This window comes from Spirillospora sp. NPDC049024 (assembly GCF_040649235.1).
Lineage (GTDB): Bacteria > Actinomycetota > Actinomycetes > Streptosporangiales > Streptosporangiaceae > Spirillospora.
In genome coordinates, this window is sequence record NZ_JBEZFD010000001.1 from 60,786 (window position 1) to 82,106 (window position 21,321).

Annotated in this window: 18 protein-coding genes; 12 read left to right on the top strand and 6 right to left on the bottom strand. The window is 74.3% G+C overall.

Going from position 1 to position 21,321, the window contains the following annotated elements:
* Positions 1–157: 157 nt before the first annotated feature.
* From AB0C21_RS00285 to AB0C21_RS00305, 5 genes are all read left to right on the top strand, one after another.
* Positions 158–1,324, top strand: a complete 1,167-nt coding sequence (locus AB0C21_RS00285; protein ID WP_500201941.1) for a glycerate kinase — start codon at positions 158–160, stop codon at positions 1,322–1,324.
* Positions 1,325–1,488: 164 nt separating this feature from the next.
* Positions 1,489–2,604, top strand: coding sequence for an alanine dehydrogenase (ald, locus tag AB0C21_RS00290; protein WP_500201942.1), 1,116 nt, complete (start codon positions 1,489–1,491; stop codon positions 2,602–2,604).
* Positions 2,605–2,673: 69 nt separating this feature from the next.
* Positions 2,674–3,264 (top strand): histidine phosphatase family protein, encoded by a 591-nt coding sequence (locus AB0C21_RS00295; RefSeq protein WP_500201943.1) that lies wholly within the window; start codon positions 2,674–2,676, stop codon positions 3,262–3,264.
* A gap of 89 nt (positions 3,265–3,353) precedes the next feature.
* Complete coding sequence (locus tag AB0C21_RS00300; protein ID WP_117399389.1) at positions 3,354–3,653, top strand: metal-sensitive transcriptional regulator; 300 nt, start codon at positions 3,354–3,356, stop codon at positions 3,651–3,653.
* A 104-nt stretch (positions 3,654–3,757) separates the two neighbouring features.
* Positions 3,758–5,299, top strand: a complete 1,542-nt coding sequence (locus tag AB0C21_RS00305) for a DHA2 family efflux MFS transporter permease subunit (protein ID WP_500201944.1) — start codon at positions 3,758–3,760, stop codon at positions 5,297–5,299.
* A 3-nt stretch (positions 5,300–5,302) separates the two neighbouring features.
* Here AB0C21_RS00305 and AB0C21_RS00310 read toward each other — a convergent pair whose 3' ends face one another.
* The 3 genes from AB0C21_RS00310 to ggt all read right to left on the bottom strand — a co-directional run bounded on the left by AB0C21_RS00310 (position 5,303) and on the right by ggt (position 8,650).
* Positions 5,303–6,217 (bottom strand): oxygenase MpaB family protein, encoded by a 915-nt coding sequence (locus AB0C21_RS00310; protein WP_500201945.1) that lies wholly within the window; start codon positions 6,215–6,217, stop codon positions 5,303–5,305.
* 86 nt (positions 6,218–6,303) lie between these two features.
* The gene (gene cutA / locus AB0C21_RS00315; RefSeq protein ID WP_149257505.1) at positions 6,304–6,666 is read right to left on the bottom strand and encodes a divalent-cation tolerance protein CutA; all 363 of its coding nucleotides are present in this window, start codon (positions 6,664–6,666) and stop codon (positions 6,304–6,306) included.
* A 52-nt stretch (positions 6,667–6,718) separates the two neighbouring features.
* Positions 6,719–8,650 carry a gamma-glutamyltransferase gene (gene ggt, locus AB0C21_RS00320; RefSeq protein ID WP_500201946.1) on the bottom strand — a complete coding sequence of 644 codons (1,932 nt, stop codon included), beginning with the start codon at positions 8,648–8,650 and terminating at the stop codon, positions 6,719–6,721.
* Between the two features lie 380 nt (positions 8,651–9,030).
* Here ggt and AB0C21_RS00325 point away from each other — a divergent pair, with 380 nt between their 5' ends.
* The 7 genes from AB0C21_RS00325 to AB0C21_RS00355 all read left to right on the top strand — a co-directional run bounded on the left by AB0C21_RS00325 (position 9,031) and on the right by AB0C21_RS00355 (position 18,319).
* Positions 9,031–11,013: an APC family permease gene (locus AB0C21_RS00325; RefSeq protein ID WP_500201947.1), complete on the top strand. Its 1,983-nt coding sequence runs from the start codon at positions 9,031–9,033 to the stop codon at positions 11,011–11,013.
* A gap of 229 nt (positions 11,014–11,242) precedes the next feature.
* Positions 11,243–12,076, top strand: a complete 834-nt coding sequence (locus tag AB0C21_RS00330; protein ID WP_149257506.1) for an NUDIX hydrolase — start codon at positions 11,243–11,245, stop codon at positions 12,074–12,076.
* Between the two features lie 157 nt (positions 12,077–12,233).
* Positions 12,234–13,262, top strand: a complete 1,029-nt coding sequence (locus tag AB0C21_RS00335; protein ID WP_500201948.1) for a molecular chaperone DnaJ — start codon at positions 12,234–12,236, stop codon at positions 13,260–13,262.
* A 10-nt stretch (positions 13,263–13,272) separates the two neighbouring features.
* Positions 13,273–14,244 (top strand): hypothetical protein, encoded by a 972-nt coding sequence (locus tag AB0C21_RS00340; RefSeq protein ID WP_500201949.1) that lies wholly within the window; start codon positions 13,273–13,275, stop codon positions 14,242–14,244.
* 3 nt (positions 14,245–14,247) lie between these two features.
* On the top strand, positions 14,248–15,582 hold the full coding sequence (locus AB0C21_RS00345; protein WP_500201950.1) for an adenylosuccinate synthetase: 1,335 nt from the start codon (positions 14,248–14,250) through the stop codon (positions 15,580–15,582).
* A 43-nt stretch (positions 15,583–15,625) separates the two neighbouring features.
* A complete protein-coding gene (locus AB0C21_RS00350) occupies positions 15,626–17,593 on the top strand; it encodes a hypothetical protein (protein WP_500201951.1) in 1,968 nt (655 codons plus the stop codon).
* Between the two features lie 24 nt (positions 17,594–17,617).
* Positions 17,618–18,319, top strand: a complete 702-nt coding sequence (locus AB0C21_RS00355; RefSeq protein WP_149257510.1) for a 3-keto-5-aminohexanoate cleavage protein — start codon at positions 17,618–17,620, stop codon at positions 18,317–18,319.
* A gap of 17 nt (positions 18,320–18,336) precedes the next feature.
* On the opposite strand, the gene AB0C21_RS00360 is transcribed toward AB0C21_RS00355, so the two are convergent.
* From AB0C21_RS00360 to AB0C21_RS00370, 3 genes are read right to left on the bottom strand one after another with little or no spacing between them, the layout of a single operon-like run.
* Positions 18,337–18,948, bottom strand: coding sequence for an Rv1733c family protein (locus AB0C21_RS00360; RefSeq protein ID WP_500201952.1), 612 nt, complete (start codon positions 18,946–18,948; stop codon positions 18,337–18,339).
* A gap of 42 nt (positions 18,949–18,990) precedes the next feature.
* Positions 18,991–20,622: an MFS transporter gene (locus AB0C21_RS00365; protein WP_500201953.1), complete on the bottom strand. Its 1,632-nt coding sequence runs from the start codon at positions 20,620–20,622 to the stop codon at positions 18,991–18,993.
* Positions 20,619–21,302 carry an LppX_LprAFG lipoprotein gene (locus AB0C21_RS00370; RefSeq protein ID WP_500201954.1) on the bottom strand — a complete coding sequence of 228 codons (684 nt, stop codon included), beginning with the start codon at positions 21,300–21,302 and terminating at the stop codon, positions 20,619–20,621. The genes AB0C21_RS00365 and AB0C21_RS00370 overlap by 4 nt, the downstream gene beginning before the upstream one ends.
* Positions 21,303–21,321 lie beyond the last annotated feature (19 nt).

A 21,321-nucleotide genomic window follows, 5' to 3' on the forward strand; every position in this document is an offset into this window, starting at 1 on the left:
GATACGCCCCGGCCGGGGAAACACCGGACGCACGGTGACCGCTCCGCGACAGAACTCGCCCGTTTGGAAGTCTCAGGGGCGGTTGCGGGTGTCAAATAGTGCCGTCATGGCGTAAGCAGAAGGTAGGGCCTTACCCCCCGGCGTGAAAGGCGTGGCTGTGGTGTCCGCGGACTCTCCCTCCCACCCGTCCCCGCCAGGTCACGTCCTGCTGGCGCCTGACAGGTTCCCGGGAGCGCTGACCGCGGCGCGGGCGGCCCGGCATCTCGCCGCCGGGCTGCGCCGCGCGCGGCCCGGCGTCGCGCTCGTGGAGCTGCCCGTGGCCGACGGCGGCGACGGCACCGTCGAGGCCGCGGTGGCGGCCGGATGGCGGCGGGTCGAGGTCGAGGTGTGCGGGCCGACCGGCCGGCCGGTGACGGCGCGGCTGGCGCTGAACGGCGACAGCGCGGTGGTCGAGCTGGCGGAGGCGTCCGGGCTGCGGCGGCTGCCCGGCGGCAGGCCGCGCCCGCTCACCGCCTCCAGCCTCGGGACGGGGCAGCTGCTCGCGCACGCCGTGCGGCTCGGCGCGCGGCGGATCGTCCTCGGCCTCGGCGGCGGCGCGTGCACCGACGGCGGCGCGGGCCTCGTCCAGGGCCTCGGCGGGCGGCTGCTGGACGCGCTCGGCAGGGATCTGCCGCCCGGCGGGGCGGCGCTGCGCTCGCTGCACGCCCTCGACCTGCGCGGCCTGGTCGACATGTCGGGCGTCGAGGTGGTGGTGGCGGGCGAGCCCGCCGGGCCGCTGCTCGGCCGCACCGGCGCCGCCGCCGTGGACGGGCCGCGCCGCGGCGCGAACCGCGACGAGGTGCGCCTGCTGGACCTGGGCCTGCGCCGCTGGGCCGACCTGGCCGAGGCGGCGGCCCGCCGGGCGGCCCGCGACCTGCCCGGCGCCGGGACGGCGGGCGGCGTCGGGTTCGCCGCCCTCACCTTCCTCGGCGCGACGATCGAGCCCGGTCCGGCCCTGATGCTCGACCTGCTGGGATTCGCCGAGAAGGCCCGCGGCGCCCGGCTGGTCGTCACCGGGGAGGGCGTGCTCGACGCCCGGTCGCTGCGCGGCGGCGCGCCGGTCCACGTCGCCCGCGCCGCCGCCCGCGCGGGCGCGCCGGTCGTCGCGGTGGCCGGCCGCCGGAGCCTCACCGGCGAGCAGCTGCGCAAGGCCCGGATCCAGGCGGCGTACGCGCTGGCCGACATCGAGCCCGACGACGAGCGCCGCGTGCGCCGCGCGGGCCCGCTGCTGGAGCAGCTGACGGTCGCGATCGCCGACGAGTGGCTCCCCCCGGCCCCGGCCTAGTTCGGAGCGCTCCAACGGCCGCGTCGGGCGGCCCCCGCGGACCGCTCTTTACACCATGTCGTCGAAAGGGTCGATGCCTTGACAGGCTGTACATAGCCCGGGGTCGGCTCCGCGCCGCACGCTGGAGGCGTACGTCCTGGTCAGCGTTGACGGAGGAGCCCCCGGTGAAGATCGGTATCCCACGAGAGATCAAGAACCACGAGTACCGGGTGGCGATCACCCCCGCGGGCGTGCACGAGCTCACGCGGCGCGGCCACGAGGTGTTCGTGGAGCGGGGCGCGGGGACCGGTTCGGCGATCCCCGACGACGACTTCGCCGCCGCCGGCGCCAAGATCCTCGACGGCCCGGACGAGGTCTGGGCCGAGGGCGAGCTGGTCCTCAAGGTGAAGGAGCCGATCGCGCCCGAGTACCACCGGATGCGCGAGGGGCAGGTCCTGTTCACCTACCTGCACCTGGCCGCCTCGCGGGAGTGCACCGACGCGCTCCTGGCGGCCGGCTCCACCGCGATCGCGTACGAGACCGTGCAGCTCCCGAACGGCTCGCTGCCGCTGCTCGCCCCCATGTCCGAGGTCGCCGGACGGCTCGCCCCGCAGGTCGGCGCCTACAACCTGATGGCGTCCAACGGGGGCCGCGGGGTCCTGCCCGGCGGCGTGCCCGGCGTCGCGCCCGCCAAGGTCGTCGTCATCGGCGGCGGCGTGTCCGGCCTCAACGCCGCGCAGATCGCCGTCGGCATGGGCGCGGACGTCACCGTCCTGGACGTCGACGTGGACCGGCTGCGCGAGATCGACGCCGTCTACCAGGGCCGCCTGCGCACCCTCGTGTCCAGCGCCTACACGATCGAGCAGGAGGCCCGCGCCGCCGACCTGGTGATCGGCGCGGTCCTCATCCCCGGCGCCCGCGCGCCCAAGCTGATCTCCAACGAGCTGGTGGCCGGCATGAAGGCCGGCTCGGTGCTGGTGGACATCGCCATCGACCAGGGCGGCTGCTTCGAGGACTCCCGGCCCACCACGCACGCCGACCCCACGTACAAGGTGCACAGATCGACGTTCTACTGCGTCGCGAACATGCCCGGCTCCGTCCCCAACACCTCCACCTACGCCCTGACCGGCGTGACGCTCCCCTACGCCGTCCAGATCGCCGACAAGGGCTGGCGCGAGGCCCTGCGCGCCGACGCCGCGCTGGCCCTCGGCCTCAACACCCACGCCGGCGCGCTCGTCTACGACCACGTCGCCGAGGCCCACGGGCTCCCCCGCACGCCCCTCGCCGAGGTCCTCGCCTGACGGACTCACCCGCCCTCTCACCCGTTCCGGGGGTTCTTCGAATGGCAGGCGCCGGGTAGACAGGCGGTCATGGGCGAACTGATCCTGGTGCGGCACGGGGAGACCGAGTGGAGCCGGGCGCGGCGGCACACCGGGCGGACGGACGTGCCGCTGACCGCGCTGGGCGAGAAGCAGGCCGGCGCGCTGCGCGGCGCGCTGGCCGGGCGGACCATCACGCGGACGCTGGTCAGCCCGGCGGAGCGGGCACGGCGGACGGCCGAGCTCGCGGGCCTGCCGGCGGACGATGCGGACCCCGACCTGTGGGAGTGGGACTACGGCGGCTACGAGGGCGTCAGCTCCCAGGAGATCCGCGAGGAGCGCCCCGGCTGGTACCTGTGGGACGACGGCGTGGTCCCGGGCGACGCCGCCCATCCGGGTGAGACGGTGGGGCAGGTCGGCGCGCGGGCGGACGCGGTCCTCGCGCGGACGCGGCCGCTGCTCGCGGACGGCGACGTCGCACTGGTCGCGCACGGGCACGTCCTGCGGGTGCTGACGGCGCGGTGGCTCGGACTGGAGCCCGCGCTGGGGCGGCTGTTCGCGCTCGACACCGGGACCGTTTCGGCGCTGGGCACCGAGCACGACCGGCCGGTCATCAGCGCATGGAACGTGCCTGCACCGTGAGCGCGACGTCCAGCGCATAAGGTACCTGTTGGGGGATGTCCCCCAGGGGTACCCGGGCGTGCGCCCCCGGAAGGATTGCGAGGACGGAGATGGCGACCAGCGAGACCCCCACCCGCGGGTACACCGCCACCAAGGACCAGTTGCAGACGCGGCTTGCCCGGATCGAGGGCCAGGTGCGCGGCATCGACCGGATGGTCGAGGAGGACCGCTACTGCATCGACATCCTCACGCAGATCAGCGCCGTCCAGGCGGCGCTGGACAAGGTGGCGCTCGGCCTGCTGGACGGGCACGTCCGGCACTGCGTGGCCGAGGGCGCCGAGGAGGGCAAGGGCGACGCGATGTCGACCGAGTTGATGGCGGCCGTCGGGCGGCTCATGCGCCGCGGCTGAGCGACCCGCCGGGGGCGGCGGCCGACGACTGACGGATCTCGGGGCGTTTCGCGCCCCGACCGACGGAAACGGGGCAACCGGAACCCGACGCGAGGAGGCCGGCCATGGCCGAGAGCCCGTCCACGGGGGTGGCGCCGCCGGGAGGCGCCGCGGGCGGCGAACGCCTCGACCGGCCGACGATCGTCCTCGGCCTGGTCATCGTGTCGGGGACCCTCATGGCGATCCTCGACACCACGATCGTCAACGTCGCGCTGGAGACGCTCGGGCGCGACTTCTCCACCGGCCTGTCGACGATCCAGTGGGTGATCACCGGCTACATGCTGGCGATGGGCACCGTCATCCCGCTCACCGGGTGGGCCGTCGACCGGTTCGGCGGGCGCCGCGTGTGGATGACCTCCATCGTGCTCTTCGTCCTCGGGTCGGTGCTGTCGGGCGCGGCCTGGGACATCGGATCGCTGATCGTCTTCCGGGTCGTGCAGGGGCTCGGCGGCGGCATGCTCATGCCGACCGGCATGGCCATCCTGACGATGGCGGCCGGGCCGCGCCGGATGGGCCGCGTCATGAGCATCGTCGGCGTCCCGATGCTGCTCGGGCCCGTGCTCGGCCCCGTGCTCGGCGGCTGGCTGGTCCAGGACGTCGACTGGCGCTGGATCTTCTTCGTCAACCTGCCCGTCGGCGCGCTCGCCCTCGCGCTCGCCTGGTGGAAGGTGCCGCACGACCACGGGGCGCACACGGCGCCCGGGCTCGACCTGCGCGGCCTGGCCCTGCTGCCGCCCGGGTTCGTCCTGCTCATCTACGGCCTGTCCACGGCGAGCAGCGGCGGCGGCTTCGGGCGGCCGGCCACGATCGCCTGGCTGGCCTGCGGCGCGGCCCTGGTCGGGCTGTTCGCGCTGCACAGCCTGCGCCGGCGCGAACGCGCGCTGATCGACGTGCGGCTGTTCGCCGACCGGACGTTCGCGACCGCGGCCGTCGCGGTGTTCCTCGTCGGGATCGCGCTGATGGGCTCGATGCTGCTGATCCCGCTGTACTTCCAGACCGCCCGCGGCGAGGGCGCGTTCGCGGCGGGCCTGCTGCTCGCCCCGCAGGGCCTCGGCGCCGCGACCGCGATGCCGCTCGCCGGCGTGGTCACCGACAAGCTCGGCGCCGGGCGGATCGTCCCGGTCGGCATCGTCGTGCTGGTCCTCGGCACCGTCCCGTTCGCGATGGTGCGCGCGGACACCTCCTACTGGCTGCTCGGCGGCGCCCTCTACGTGCGGGGCCTCGGGCTCGGCTGCACGATGATGCCCACGATGTCGGCGGCGCTCACGACGCTGGGCCGGGCGGTGGTGCCGCGGGCGAGCAGCACGCTGAACATCATCATCCAGCTCGGCGGGTCGGTGGGCACGGCGCTGCTCGCCGTCGTCCTGTCCCGCCAGATCAGCGACCGGATCCCGCAGGCGGGCGGCGGGGGCGGCGCCGCGGGCGCCATGGGGCAGCTCCCCGAGCGGGTCCGCGAGCAGCTCGCGCCCAAGCTGGCGGCCGCGTTCGCGCACACGTTCTGGGTCGCCCTCATCCTCACCGCGCTGCTGATCCTGCCCGCGCTGCTCCTCCCCCGCCACGGCGCCCGCGACCGCGACACCGTGCCGGACGCTCCCCCGACGGGGTGAGGCTCAGGAGGCGATCGACCAGGTGGGCAGGCCCGTCTCCTGCTCGCGCGTGAGCCGCTTGGCCCGCCGGGCGTCCGGCGAGTACCGGAACCGCTCCGGGACGACCTGCGTGGTGCGGTAGAGCCCCTTCAGCGTCACCGTCGCGGCCAGGTCCGACGTCGGCAGCCCGGGCAGCCCGTACATGCGGCGGGCCCAGCGCGGCAGCGTCGACACCACCAGCACCCCGAGACCGGGCGCCGCGAGCTTCAATGGCAGCAGCGGCCGCGGCACGGCCGGGCTGAACATGCGGCGGAGCCCCTCGCGCGCCTCCCGGCACGCCCAGATCCGCCGCCGCATCTCCTCGTAGTAGTCGCGCATCTCCGCGACGGTGGCCGGCACGTCCGCCGGGTCGAGGCCGACGACCGCGGCGGCACGGCGCTGCTCGTCGACGAACGCGTCGGCGTCGCGGGCGGTCAGCGGCACCCCGGCACGGCGCGCCACGTCCAGGTAGGAGTCGACCTCGCCCATGTGGACCCACAGCAGGTTCTCGGGGTCGTCCACGGGGAACGCCTCGCCGGTGCGCATGTCGAGGCCGGTCAGCTTGGAGTGCAGCCGGCGGACGCGGCGGCCCACCCGCTCGACCTCCTCGTGCGTCCCGTAGGTGCGGACGCGGACGAACTCGACCGTCCGGACGAGCCGCGCCCAGGCCGCGGAGGGGTCCATGAGCTCGGAGTTCTGCGCGGTCCCCCACATCGTGCGCGGGTGGAGCGCCTGGAGCAGCAGCGCCCGGATCCCGCCGACGATCAGCACGGGCTCGCCCATGACGTGCCACGTCACCGAGCCCGGCCCGAACAGCCCGTGGTCCTCGCCGGCCCCGTGGCCCGCGCCGGGCTCCTGTACTCCGCCGCCAGCCTCGGGCACCCCGTTGATCTCGTGCACCTCGACCGCCTTCCGCCGTCGCGGCCAGGCATTTCGCCCATACCGCGTAATTGGAGGCTTACCCTGCCATGACGGCGGTCACACGATCAATCCTGGTCGTCCTCCGCGATCGCCTCGTCCCGCTCCCCCGGCTCGGTCTGCTCGGTGACCCAGGCGAGGTAGTCCATGCTGCCCGCCACCACCGGCGTCGCGATGATCTCCGGGGTGTCGTAGGAGTGCCCCTCGGTGATCAGGGTGGCCAGCTCGTCGAACCGGTCGGCGGAGGTCTTGAAGAGCACCAGCCACTCCTCCGCCGACTCGATCTCGCCCTCCCACCAGTAGGTGCTGGCGATCGGGCCCACCAGCTGCGCGCAGGCCGCGAGCCGCTCGGCGACCGCCGACCGGGCCAGCTCGGCGGCCTCGGCGCGGGAGTCGGTCGCGGTCGTCACCTGCACGTATGAGTGCGCCATGGCACGACTCCTTCCCGTTCACCGCCCGGGCACGCACCCGGGTAGGCAAGTGTCAACGGGCCGGACGGACGACGAGCGCGCTGCCGCCGCCGCGCCGGGTCGGCTCGGCGACCGCCTGGACGAGGCCGGGCCGCAGGAACTCCAGCCCGGTCGCGGCGCCGATCACGCCCCGCGGCGGGCCCGGGAACAGCTCCAGCCGGTGGCCGCGCGCCGCGAGGTCGCGGCCGTACCGGTCGATGAACGCCTGCTCGGCGAAGACCTGCGGGGTGTTGCGCTGCGTCGCGCGCGGCGCGGCGAGCGCGGTCGGCAGGTCCATGCCGAGGTCGACGCGGTTCATCAGGATCTGCAGCACGGTGGTGATGATCGTCGAGCCGCCGGGCGTGCCGACCGCGAGCATCGGACGCCCGTCCTTCAGCACGACGGTCGGCGCCATGCTGCTGCGCGGCCGCTTGTGCGGGCCGGGCAGGTTCGGGTCGGGCGCCTGGCCGGGCGCCGGCGGCTGGAAGGAGAAGTCGGTCAGCTCGTTGTTCAGCAGGAACCCGCGTCCCGGGACGGTGATGCCGCTGCCGCCGAACTGCTCGATCGACAGCGTGTAGGAGACGACGTCCCCCCACTTGTCGGCGACGACGAGGTGGGTGGTCTGCGGGCCCTCGAACGCCAGCGCCCTCGTCTGGGTGCCCGCCGGGACGCACGGGTCGTAGCGCCCGTCGGGCGAGCCGGGGGCGACCGGCGCGGGGGCCGCCTGGTCCGGCTTGATCTGGCAGGCGCGCTCGCGGGCGAACCCGGAGGAGAGCAGCTCGTCCAGCGGCACGTCCACCTTGTCGGCGTCGCCGACGTAGCGGCCGCGGTCGGCGTAGGCGAGCTTGGACGCCTCCAGGTAGTAGTGCAGGGCCGTGACCGGGTCGCGCGGGTCGAGCCGGAAGTTGCCGAGGATGTTGAGCGCCTCCCCGACCGTGGATCCGCCGGACGACGACGGCGGCATGCCGTACACGTCCGTGCCCCGGTAGGAGACGTGGGTGGGCTTGCGCGGCACCGCCCGGTACTCGGCGAGGTCGCCGCGCTCCATCAGGCCGGGGCGGACGTTGCGCTCGGCCTTCGGGTCCACCGGCGGCTTGGCGACCGTCCGGACGACCTCCTGGCCGAGCCCGCCCCCGTAGAACCAGTCCGTGCCGCGCCTCGCCAGCTGGCGGTAGGTGTCGGCGAGGTCGGGGTTGCGGAACACCGAGCCGACCTCGGGCACCTTCCCGCCGGGCAGGAACAGCTCGCGGGTCGGGACGATGTCGCGGAAGCGCGCCTCGTTCACCGCGGTCTGGTCGTGGAACTCCTGGTCGACGACGAACCCCCGGTCCGCCACCCTGATCGCCGGACGCAGCAGGGCGCCGAGGTCGCGGGTGCCGAAGCGGCGCAGCGCGAGGTCCCACTGGGCGAGGGTGCCCGGCACGCCGACGCTCAGCCCGCTGGTGACGGCCTGGTCGAACGGCAGCGGCCTGCCCGTCGCCGGGTCGAGGAACGAGTCCGGCCGCATCCGCCGCGGCGCGAACTCGCGGCCGTCGAACGTGTGGACGCGGCGCGTCCTCGCGTCGTAGTAGGTGATGTAGCCGCCGCCGCCGATGGCCGACACGTACGGCTCGGTGACCCCGAGCGTGGCGGCGGACGCGACCGCCGCGTCCATCGCGTTGCCGCCGCGCCTGAGGACTTCCAGCGCCGTCCGGCTGGCGTCGGGGTCGACGGTGGAGACCGCGCCGCCGAACCCGGTCGCGACCGCCTGCTTGGCCGGCGGTGCGGGATGCCCCGGCGCGGGCCGCGGAACCGGCGCGGCGCCCGCGGCGGCCGGGGTGGTGAGGGACGCGGCGACCGTCAGCGCGGCCAGGGCGGCGGTGACGGCCGTGCGCCGCCTCTTGCGCGCCGGCGGTGCGGGCGGGCGGAGCGGGGACGATGCTCGGGAGAACGACGACGCTTGCGAGGGCGACGGGGAGCGCAACACCGGACCTCCAGACGAACGCGGCGCCCCTACGGTGCCATCGATCTTGGCCCCGCGCCACCGTCCGCGTCGGCCGACCCCGGACGCGTCCCCCGGGGTGGTCCACGCGAAGCAAAGATCATTAAGCGCTTTCCCCATTGGAAATGAGGCGTATTCGCTCGGAACGCTCCACCAGAAAGGGATTCGGCCTCCCTGTGCCGAGCGTGAGGGACCCGCTGCGGCACGTCGTCGACCTGCGGTTTGGCAGCATCCGCCAACGGCGCGAGTACAGCAATCACCCACAAAACGTTGCTATTTTGCCCATACTTGGTGAATTCTTAGGGACTTCGGCAAGCCATCACCTCGCGAACAGCGGCGCGGGTTCAGGCCCTGGGGGACCACCTATGACCTTGGACATGCGCATGCGCAACAACATGTTCCGCCGGCTGCCCGTCGAGCAGGCGACCGGCCGGCTCTACGGCGGGCGGCACCGGCTCCGCGTGGTCTACCGGACCCGCGACCTCGTGGTGCTCGGCCTCGGCGTCATGATCGGCTCCGGCATATTCAAGATCGCCGGCGAGCAGGCGTCCAGCACGGCGGGACCCGGCGTGCTCGTGTCGTTCCTCATCGCGGGCGGCGTGTGCGTGCTGGCGGCGCTCGCCTTCGCCGAGCTCTCCTCGATCATCCCGGTCGCGGGCAGCGCCTACTCGTTCAGCTATGTCGCGTTCGGCGAGGTCTGGGCGTGGGTCGTCGGCTGGGCCCTGCTCATGGAGCTGCTGCTCGCCGCGTCGGTGCTCGCGCGCGTCTGGTCCCTCTACGCGACGCAGGCCCTGCACGACTTCGGGGTGCCGATCCCGGGCTGGCTCGGCGAGGTGATCGGGCAGCAGAAGGGGCCGGACGTGTTCGCCCTCGGCATCCTGCTGCTGGTCGTCCTGATGCTCGCCAGCGGCAGCCGGCTGAGCCTGAAGTCGCTGTGGTTCATGGTGATGGCCAAGGTCATCGTGATCGGCCTCGTGATCGCGACCGCGCTGAAGTTCTTCCACCCCGGAAACCTCACCCCGTTCCTGCCGCCCTCCCAGCCCGCGCCCGAGGGCGACAAGACGGTGCTGGACGCCGTACTCGGCGCGGTCGGCGGCGGCACCCCGCACGTGTTCGGTGCCTGGGGGATGTTCGCGGCGGCGCCCGTGATCGCGTTCGCCTACATCGGGTTCGACCTGATCGCGACGGCGTCGGAGGAGACCGACGACGCGCCCCGCAAGGTCCCGCGCGGGATCCTCACCGCCCTGCTCACCGCGATCGTGCTGTACGTGGCCGTCGCGTTCGCGCTGGTCGGCATGATGGGGATGGACGGCATCGCCAAGCTGAACTCCGACAAGCTGCTGCTCGCCGCCGCGTTCGACTCGGTCGGCGCGGGCGCGATGGGCAAGATCGTCGACGTGGGCGCGATGCTCGCGCTGACCACCGTGATCCTGGTGCTGATGATCAGCCTGACCCGGGTGGTGTTCTCGATCTCGCGGGACGGCCTGCTGCCGCGCCCCCTGGCCGCGATGAGCCGCTACAAGGTGCCCTCCCGCGCCACGCTCCTCGCCGGCGGCGCGGCCGTGGTGATGTCGCAGACGATCGACGTGCTCACCCTGGAGCAGCTCGTCGTGATCGGCTCGCTGTTCGCGTTCCTGTTCGTCGCGGCGGCCGTGCTGGCGCTGCGCCGCTCGCAGCCCGACCTGCACCGCCCGTTCCGGATGCCCGCGGCGCCGCTGGTCGTCCTCGTGACGATCGTCGCGGTCGGCTGGCTGATGCTGAACCTCAACGTGCGGACGTGGGGGTACTTCGCCGTCTGGATGGCCGTCGGGCTCGTCATCTACCTGCTCTACGGGCGCCGCAAGAGCCAGATGAAGCTGCTCCTGGACTCGCCGCCCGAGCGCCCGCTCGCCGCGCGGCTCGCCCCGGCCCCGCCGCCCGGAATGGCGCCGCCTCCCGGCATGGCGCTGCCGCCCGGCATGGCACCGCCCCCGGGCATGGCGCCGCCTCCGGGCATGGCGCCGCCGCCCGGCGCGCGGGACCCCTACTCCTCCCCCGGGCCCTACGGGACGGGAGGGTGGCCGGCCGAGCGGCGGCCCGGTACGCCGGAGACCCCCTACCCGACCGGCCGGTACTCGGCGGGACGGCAGGCGGGCGGCCAGTTCGCCCGCGAGCCCCAGCCCGGCGAGCGGTACCCGTCCGGCCCGGTCGAAGACCCGTACGCGCTGGATCCGGGCGTCCCGGACCCGTACTCGTCCGGCGGCCACGACTCCGGCGGCCACCCGGCCGGACCGTACGGCCCGCAGGGCGGGCGCGGCCAGGGCGGGGAGCACCACGAGCCGCCGCACGGCGGCCGGCACCGCCGCTGACGAGTCCGCGCCGGAGAACTTCTGTTTTGTAGAGTTCCGCCGAACCGAGGCTCCGCCGGACACCCGAGGGCGTCTCGAACGAGGGCGCCGCCCCCTTCCCGGGGCGGCGCCCTCGTTCCGTCTCCGGGGAACGGACTGGACAGCGGTCCCCGTCCGGGTTATGTTCTTCTCATACCGAGATGAACTCACCTTGAGATTTACTCAGTCCGAGATCGACGGGAGGAAGCGGATGGCCCCCGAGCCGAGGCGCGAAGAGAGCGAGTTCCTCGCGAACTACGATCCGCGCGACTACGACCCGGTCGCCGTGACGGTGGACGTGGTCGCGCTCACCATCCGCGACGGCGCCCTCCACGTCCTGCTGGTGCGGCGGGGGAACGCCCCCTACGAAGGGATGTGGGCGCTGCCCGGCGGATTCGTCCAGGCGGGCGGCCCGCTCCAGGGCACCGACGCCGAGGACCTGCCCGACGCGGCCGTCCGGGAGCTGGCCGAGGAGACCGGGCTGAGCGCCAAGGGCGGCATGCTCGGCCGGGTCCACCTGGAGCAGCTCGGCACCTACGGCTCCCCCGGCCGCGACCCGCGGATGCGCGTCATCTCCGTCGCCCACCTGGCGTTCGCGCCCGAGCTGCCGGATCCCGAGGCGGGCGGCGACGCGGCCGACGCCGCGTGGGTGCCGGTGGACGCGCTGGGCCTGACCGAGTCCGGGGACCAGCGCCCCGGCACCACCCGCCGGCTGGCGTTCGACCACGCGCGGATCCTGTCGGACGGGCTGGAGCGGGCCCGCGGGAAGCTGGAGTACACCCCGCTCGCCACGGCGTTCTGCGGCGGCGAGTTCACCATCCCCGAACTGCGCGCGGTGTACGAGGCGGTGTGGGGCGAGGAGCTGCACGCCGGCAACTTCCACCGCAAGGTCCTGTCGGTGCCCGGGTTCGTGGAGAGCACCGGCGCGACGTCCGACCGCGGCGGCCGGCGCGGCGGCCCGCGCCCCCGCCTCTACCGCGCGGGCGACGCCCGCCTCCTGCACCCCGCGCTGTTGCGCCCCAGCAGGGAGGAGGAAATCAGATGAGCGGAGCGAACCGGGGGGTGTGGGGCGTCGCCCCCCCACAGAGAACACAGATGAGCAGAGCGAACCGGGGGGTGTGGGGGGTCGCCCCCCCACAGAGAACACAGATGAGCAGAGCGAACCGGGGGGTGTGGGGCGTCGCCCCCCACAGGGAGCACAGATGAGTGCGAGCGAGTTGGAGGATGCGCTGGCGCTGCTGGACGGGGCGCGCGTGGCCGCGGACCTGTTCGGCGACGACGAGGCGGAGGCGGTGCGGCGCTACCGGCGGCTGGCCCGGCTCGTCCACCCCGACGCGAACGGCGGCCGGACCCGGGACGCGTTCGTCAGGCTGACCTCGCTCTGGCGTGCCTACAGCCGCGGAGACGAGACGCTGATCACCACGCGCCGCCACGGTTACCGGCTGGAGGGCGACCCCATCGGCGGCGACCTCGCGGTGCTGTACGCGGCGCGTCCGGAGCCCGGCCGCGAGGTGCTGCTGAAGATGCCGCGCGACCCGGCCGACGGCGACCTGCTCGAACGGGAGGCCGTGGCGCTCCGCCAGCTGGTCGAGGACGGCGACGGGCGGTTCCTGCCGTACGTCCCGCGGCTGGTCGAGTCGTTCCGGCACCGCGACGCCGCCAGCGGGGCGCAGCGGCAGGTCAACGCGATCGAGGCGCTGGACGGCTTCCACAGCCTGGCCGAGGTCGGGCGCGCCTGCCCCGGCGGCGTCGACCCGCGCGACGCGGCCTGGATGTGGCGGCGGCTGCTGGCGGGCCTCGGCTTCGCGCACCGCGCCGGCGTGCTGCACGGCGCGGTGCTCCCCGACCACGTGATGATCCATCCGGAAAAGCACGGCCTGGTCCTGGTCGACTGGTGCTACTCCGTCCCCGGCTGCTACGCGCACACCGACCCCTCGGGGCGCGTCCCCGCGATGGTCGACCGGTACGCCGACCGGTACCCGCCCGAGGTGCCGGGACGGCGGCCGGCGAGCCCGGCGACCGACATCTTCATGGCCACCCGGTGCATGACCGAACTCATGGGCGACAAGGCCCCGAAGGCGATGCGCTCGTTCGCGCGCGGCTGCACGCTGCCCGCGCAGAACCGGCGCCCCTCCGACGCCTGGCGGCTGCTGGCCGAACTCGACGAGCTGCTGGAGCGGCTCTACGGCCCGCGCCGCTTCCGCCCCTTCCACCTGCCCGTTCCCGCCTGAAGGAGAGACCATGGGAAGCGGAAACTGGTCCACCGACGTCTACGCCGCCCGCGCGAGCTACCGCGCGTCCACCGGCGCCAGCGCGTTCGCCTACTCCGACGGCGGCGCCACCGCCGTCCACCCCGACCTCGACCCGCGCGGCGTGACCGCCCGGGAGAGCCGGGACTCGGACGACCACCCCGAGTCGCTCGCGATCGGCGTGCTGTTCGACGTGACCGGCTCGATGGGGACCGTGCCGCGCACGCTCCAGTCCAAGCTCCCCGACCTGCTCGGGCTGCTGCTGCGCAAGGGGTACGTCGAGCACCCGCACATCCTGTTCGGCGCGGTCGGCGACGCGACCTGCGACCGGGCGCCGCTGCAGATCGGGCAGTTCGAGGCCGACAACCGGATGGACGACGACCTCGGCAAGATCCTCCTCGAGGGCGGGGGCGGCGGCCAGATGCGCGAGTCGTACGAGCTGGCCATGTACTTCATGGCGCGGCACACCTCGATCGACTGCTTCGAGAAGCGCGGCAGGCGCGGCTACCTCTTCATGATCGGGGACGAGCTGGCCTACCCGGCGGCGAAGCGGCGCGAGATCGCCGCGGTGATCGGCGGCGAGCCGGACGAGGACGTGCCGATCGCCGAGCTCGTCCGCGAGCTGCGGCGCAAGTACGACGTGTACTTCATCATCCCGGAGGGCGCCTACCACTCCGGGAGCCGCGAGCTGAAGGACTTCTGGCAGGGCCTGCTCGGCCAGAACGTGCTCTACCTGGACGACCTGGACGCGGTCTGCGAGACGATCGCGCTGACGATCGGGCTCGCCGAGGACGCCATCGACCTCGGCGAGGGGCTGGAGCACCTGGCGGAGGCGGGCTCGGACGCCGGCGCCTCGGTGTCGCGGGCGCTCGCCCGGCTGGACGCCGCCCGCGCGCCGGTCGCGGTGTCCGCCACGCCGCCCGGCCTGGACTCCGCCGGCCCGTCCGCGACGACCCGCCTCTGAGCCATGGGCCACGTGATCGTCGTCGACCTCGGCTTCGGGGACGCGGGCAAGGGCACGGTGGTCGACCACCTCTGCCGCACCGCCGCGCTCCCTGTGGGGGGACGACCCCCCACACCCCCCGACTCGCTCCGCTCAACCGCGCTCCCCGCACACCCCACGGCGGTCGTGCGGTTCAACGGCGGCGCACAGGCGGCGCACAACGTCGTCGCGCCGGACGGGCGGCACCACACGTTCGCCCAGTTCGGCTCGGGCACGTTCGTGCCGGGCGTCCGCACGCACCTGTCGCGGTTCATGCTGGTCGACCCCCTGGCGCTCGCGGCCGAGGCCGACCACCTGCGGGCGCTCGGCGTCCCGGACGCGCTCGACCGGCTCACCGTCGACCGGGACGCGCTGCTGACGACGCCCTACCACCGGGCCGCCAACCGCGCGCGGGAGTCGGCGCGCGGCGCGGCCAGGCACGGGTCGTGCGGGATGGGCGTCGGCGAGACCGCGTCCTACGCCCTGGCGCACGACGACGCGCCGCGGGCGGGCGACTGCCTGTCGCCCGCCCGGCTGCGGCGCCGGCTCGCCGCCGTCCGCGACTGGTACCGGGCCGCGTTCCCCGGCGGCGAGGACGTCCCGGACGTCGGCGCCTGCGCCGACGCCTTCATCGCCTTCGCCGAGCACGTGCGGATGGTCGGCCCCGACCACCTGGCCGCCCTGCTCCGCGCCGGGGACGTGGTGTTCGAGGGCGCCCAGGGCGTCCTGCTGGACGAGTGGCACGGCTTCCACCCGTACACGACGTGGTCGACGACGACGTTCGCCAACGCCGAGGTGCTGCTCGCCGAGGCGGGCGCGTCCGCGGCGCGGCTCGGGGTGCTGCGCGCGTACGCGACGCGCCACGGCCCCGGCCCGTTCGTCACCGAGGACCCGGCGCTGACCGCGGACCTCCCCGACCCGCACAACGGCACGGGACGCTGGCAGGGCGCGTTCCGCGTCGGCCACCTGGACGCCGTCGCCCTCCGGTATGCGCTGGAGGCGGCGGGCGGCGTGGACGGCCTGGCGGTCACGCACCTGGACGTAGCGGGGGCACGTCCAGACCTGCGTGTCTGCCGCTCCTACGAGATGGACGGCGGACGGGTCGGACGGCTGGAGACCGGGCCGCCCGACCTCGACCGCCAGGCCGCCCTCTCCCGCCGCCTCCTGGCGGCACGCCCCGTGTACTCGCCGCTCGGCGATCCCGTCGAGACGATCGAGGAGGCGCTGGGCGCGCCCGTCGTCCTGCGCTCCTACGGCCCGACCTCAGCCGACAAGAAGGCTGACCACTTCCGGACACCCATTGACCTGAGCGTGCGCTGAGACCAAGATCCCGCTATCGCCGCGGATCCCCCGGAGGTGGACGTTGCGTCTCCCCCAGCGCACCCTGTCGGCATTCGCGGCGCTCGCCGCGTCCCTCGCGCTGCTGACCGGCCCGGCCGCCGCGCCGCCGGCCGCGGCGCAGGAGGGCGACGGCTGCGACCCGATCGACCCGGCCGCGTGCCTGCTGCCGTTCCCGAACGACTGGTACACGGTCGCGGACGGAGGCACGGCCACCGGCCGCCGCGTCCACATGCGCACCACGCTGAAGAACGCGCTCGGCGTGCCCGTGTCGCCGGCCGAGTGGAACCGCGCGGACGGCTTCTCCCCCGGCTCGATGCTGCTCAGCCGCGTCCCCGGCCTCGACCTCGCCCGCACCGGCGCCGCGCCCGTCACCGACATCGGCGCCTCGCTGCGCGACGACGCCCCGATCGTCATCGTCGACACCGCGACCGGCGAGCGCTGGCCGTACTGGGCGGAACTGGACGCGAACGCGCCCGCCGACCGCCAGGCGCTGATCATCCGCCCGGCCCGCAACTTCCGCGAGGGCCACCGCTACGCCGTGGCGCTGCGCAACCTGCGCGACGCGTCCGGGAACCCGATCGGGCCGAACGCCGCGTTCGCCAAGATCCTCGGGCCGGACCTGCCATCGACCGACCAGCTCGCGGCGCGGCAGCGCCAGGAGAAGCGGGTCCTCGCCGCGCTCCAGGCCCGCGGGGTGGGCCGTGACGGCCTCTACCTCGCCTGGGACTTCACCGTCGCGAGCCGGCAGAGCCTCACCGGGCCCGTGCTGCACATGCGCGACGACGCGCTGCGCGGGCTCGGCGACCGCTCCCCCTCGTTCCTCGTGACGCAGGTCGCCGACGACGTGGACGACAAGATCGCCCGCGAGGTGAAGGGGATCGTCTGGGCGCCGAGCTACCTCGACCAGTACGGCGGGGTGCCCGGATCGGCCCTGCACCGCGGCGCGGACGGCCTGCCCTCGCGGCTGCCGGGCAACTCCCAGGCCGTCCCGTTCCAGTGCGAGATCCCGCGCTCGGCGCTCACCCGGCCCGCGCGCCCCGCCCTCTACGGGCACGGCCTGCTCGGCAACGAGGGCGAGGTCGACGCGGGCAACGTCAAGGCGATGGCCGCGGAGCACGGCTTCGTGTTCTGCGCGACCAAGTGGATCGGCATGGCGGACGAGGACGTCCCGAACGTCGTCTCCGCGCTCGCCGACCTCACCCGCTTCCGCACGGTCGCGGACCGCCTCCAGCAGAGCCTCGTGAACTTCACCTTCCTCGGACGCGCGATGACCCGCGGGTTCGCCGGGAACAAGGCGTTCCAGAACGCCGCGGGCGCGCCCCTGATCGACACCGGGGCCGAACTGACCTACGACGGCAACAGCCAGGGCGGCATCATGGGCGGCGCGCTCACCGCGGTCTCGCCCGACGTCCGCCGCGCCGTCCTCGGCGTCCCGGCGATGAACTACAGCACGCTGCTCAACCGCAGCGCCGACTTCCCGCAGTACGCGAAGGTCCTCGACCTGTTCTACCCGGACAGGCTCGACCAGCAGATCGGTCTCGCGCTGATCCAGATGCTGTGGGACCGCGGCGAGGCCAACGGCTACGCGTGGCACATGACGGACGACCCGCTACCGAACACGCCGAAGCACCGGGTGCTCATGCACGTGGCGTTCGGCGACCACCAGGTCGCGCCGGTCGCCGCCGAGGTCGAGGCGCGCACGATCGGCGCCCGCGTCCACGCGCCGACCGTCGTCCCCGGGCGGGTCCCGGACAAGGCGCCCTACTGGGGCATCCCGACGTTCGGCTCGTCCTACGGCGGTTCCGCCATGGTCGTCTGGGACAGCGGCTCGCCGGTCCCGCCGCTCACGAACACGCCTCCCACCGAGGGGCGCGACCCGCACTCGGATCCGCGCAACAACGCCGACGCGCGCCGGCAGAAGGCGGTGTTCCTCACGACGGGCACGGTCGTGGACGTCTGCGGCGGGGGACCCTGCGTGATCACGCCCTGACCGGCACCTGAGATGATCGTGGGCATGCTCCAGGTCTGCCCGAACGGAAGCCGGACCGAGGGCGTGCCGACGTCCCCGGAGGAGATCGCCGCCGCGGTCCGCGCCGCCGCCGACGTGGGCGCTCAGGACGCCCACCTGCACCCGAAGGACGACGCGGGCGCCGACACCCTGCGGGCGCCCCGCGTCGCCGAGACCGTCGCCGCCGTCCGCGCCGCCGTCCCGTCGATGCCCGTCGGCGTGACGACCGGCGCCTGGGCCGCGCCCGACCCGGTCGAGCGCGCCGCGCTGGTGCGCTCCTGGACGGTGCTTCCCGACCACGCCTCGGTGAACTTCCACGAGGAGGGCGCCGAGCTGGTCGCCGAGGCGCTGTTCGAACGCGGCGTCGCGATCGAGGCCGGCGTCTTCTCCGGCACCGACGCGGCCGAGCGGTTCCTGCGCTGGCCGCACGCCCACCACGTGCTGCGGATCCTGGCGGAGGTCACCGACACCGACCCGGAGACGGCGACCGACACCGCCAAGGATCTCCTGCACGAGCTCGGCACCCGGCTGTCGCGCCCGATCCTGCTGCACGGCGAGGAGGGCGGCGCCTGGCCGGTGCTGCGGCTCGCCGTCCGGCTGAACCTCGACGTCCGCATCGGGTTGGAGGACACCCTCGAACTGCCCGACGGCTCGCCCGCCACCGACAACGCGGTCCTCGTCCAGACGGCCCGCGCCCTCCTGCCCTAGGCGGTGCGGGGCCCGCGTCAGGAGCGCGGGTTGTGGCCCGCGGAGTCCAGGCGCGCCCAGTCGGCCTCCCACATCTCGTCGCGGTGCCGGTCGCAGCGGCGGCGGACGAGGGCGTAGGCGCACAGGACGGGGACCGCGCAGCCGAGCCCGGTGGCGCCGGCCGCGTAGGCGGCGTCGGTGACGGTGCGGCTGTGCGGGCGGGGCCGGACGGTCGGTTCGCCCTGCCGGTCCACCCAGATCGTCCGGTGCGCGCCGACCTTGGCGTTCTTCCAGCTCGGCAGCGTCCCGACGTGGGGCCGGCCGTCCGCGCCCGGCCAGCTGGCCTGGACGGTCTCGTGGATGTAGCGGTCGCCGGAGGAGCCGAGGCCGCCGGTCGAGGTGACCGTGGCGACGACCTGGTGGCGCTCCGCCCGCTCCGCCTGCTCGGCGCGCGTCCCCGCGGAGTAGGACCAGGACGCCGTCCAGGCGGCGAGCGGCGGGGCGACGGCGAGCAGCAGCAGGAGGAGGCCGAGGGCGATCAGCCGCTGGACGCGGTCGACCGGGCGGCGCAGTTCACTGCGCTCCAGACCGAGCCGCCGGCGCAGCCTGGCGGCCGGCGTGCCTCCCGGCCCGATGCCGTACCCGCGCATCTGCGATCACCTCCCCGGGTGTGCCCTCCCGGCAAGAGGCCTTTAGCCGTCCTTTCCCAGGATATTCCCGCGTTCGTTGATCGGCACATCTCCGGTGGCCGAATCATTTCCCATTTCAGGGCCGTTATGCCGAGCCGATGACCGGATCCGGCCATCGGGCAGGGCCCCCGCGCCCTCCGGCATCCCGGCGCCTCGCGGGCCCCCGGCGGCCAGGGCGAGGATTGCGCCCAGCAGGCACATTCCGGCGGTGATCCAGAAGATCTCCTGGTATTCGGTCCGCAGCGCGTCCTGAAGGGCGGCGTTGTAGGTCTTCAGCTGCCGCGCGAACTCGTCCTTGGACATCAGGAACGGCAGCGGGGGCTTCAGGTCGGCGGTGAGGGCGTGGAACCGGTGGAACCCCCACGCGGTCAGCGCGGAGATCCCGAGCAGCATCCCCATCATCCGCGCGACGACCACGGCCGCGGACGCGACGCCGTGCCGCGCCGCCGGGACGAACGCCAGCACCGCCGACGACACCGGGGCGATCACCAGGCCGAGGCCGAGGCCCGTCACCACGAGGTCGACGTCCATCCTCGGCAGCGGGCCGTACGAGGCGCTCGCCAGGTCGGCCGGCCAGCCGGCGATCAGCAGGTAGCCGCCGGCGGAGACGGCCATCCCCACCGCCATCGGCCACCGCTCCCCCACCCGCCGCGCCACCAGTCCGCCCGCCACCGCCGCGACGGGCAGCGCCACGAGGAACCGCGTCAGCAGCAGCGCGCCGTCCGTCGCGTCCTTGTGCAGGACGGTCTGCGCGACCAGCACGACGTCCACCAGCGTCACCATCAGCGCCGCGCCCGACAGCAGGCTCACACCGAGCGTCGCCAGCAGCGGCCCGCGCCGCACACCCGACAGGTCGAGCAGCCGCGTCCGGGACCGGATCTCCCACAGCACGAACACCGCCAGGACGGCGGCGCCCGCGCCCAGCGCCGGCAGGCCCCACGACGGCAGCGCCGCCTCCTCCGGCTCGGGGTTGTAGACGGCGACGACCAGCAGCCCGAGACCGAGCGCCAGCAGCAGGCCGCCCACGACGTCCACGCCCGGCCGCGCTTCCTGTGGGGACCCGGCCGCGCGCCCGCCCGGCACGGCGGCCTGCACGGCCGCCATCGCGACCGCCACGAGCGGCAGGTTGATCCAGAAGACCGCCCGCCAGTCGAGCGCCGCCGCGATCCCCGCCCCGTAGAGCGGGCCCAGCACGCTCCCCAGCTCCTGCGCCGCACCCACCGCGCCGAGCACGACCGGCCGCTGCCGCTCCTCCCAGAGGTCACCGGCCAGCGCCATCGTCACGGGCAGCAGCGCACCGCCCGCCACGCCCTGCACCACCCGGCCCGCCGTCAGCACCGGGACGTCCTGCGCCAGCGCCGTCACCACCGACCCGGCCGCGAAGAACACCAGGCAGGCCTGCAGCACCGGCCGGCGCCCGAACCGGTCCGAGAGCTGCCCCAGCAGCGGCATCGCCGCCACGTACCCCAGCAGGAACCCGGTCAGGACCGGCGTCACCCGCTCCAGCCGGTTCACCGGGATCCCGAGGTCCTTGACCACCGGCAGCAGGATCGTCGTGACGACGTAGGCGTCCAGCGCGGCCAGCAGCACCACCGCGCCGCCGGCCCCGATCGCGACCCGGCGACGCGCGCTCACCGCGGCGCGCTGATCTTGTACGGGGCGTCGAACTCGGTGAACCCGATCACCACGGCGCCCTGCCCCTTCGGGAACGCGCCCCGCACCTTGAGCAGCCGGTGGTCGGCCTTGCTCACCCACACCTGGCCGTCCATGTCCTCGTTGATGCCGGGGATGAGGCCGGCGACCTGGTCCTTCGGCAGCTTCGCGGCCACCCGGTAGGCCTCCTTGCCGTCCACCTTCTCCACCGCCTCCGGCGACGGCTCCCGCGCCGAGGTCAGCAGCTTCGCGATGCCCCGCTGCGGATCGAGCACCGCCGCCGGGTCGTAGACGCTCGCCGCCAGGGCCTTCGGCAGCTTGCGCCAGCCGCCCGTCCCGGCGTCCAGGTAGATGCTGTCGCCGACCGCGACGACCTTCATCTCGACGTTCTGGCCCTGCTGCTCGACCGTCAGCGTCCCCTGGGCGTCGCCGCTGCGGAGCAGCTTCATGTCGCCGCTCTTCACCATGACCGGGGTCTTGCCGTCGGACTCCAGGGTGAACGCGACGCTCTTCAGGGCCCCCATGGCCTGCGCGGCCTGCCGAAGCGTCTGCGCGGCGTCGAAGTCGGCCTTCTTCGCGGGCCCGCCGGACCCGCCGTCGCAGGCGCCGGCGAAGACCAGCGCCAGCAGGACGGGCACGAGAGCGAGGATGCGTCTGGACATACGCGGGACCCTACCGACG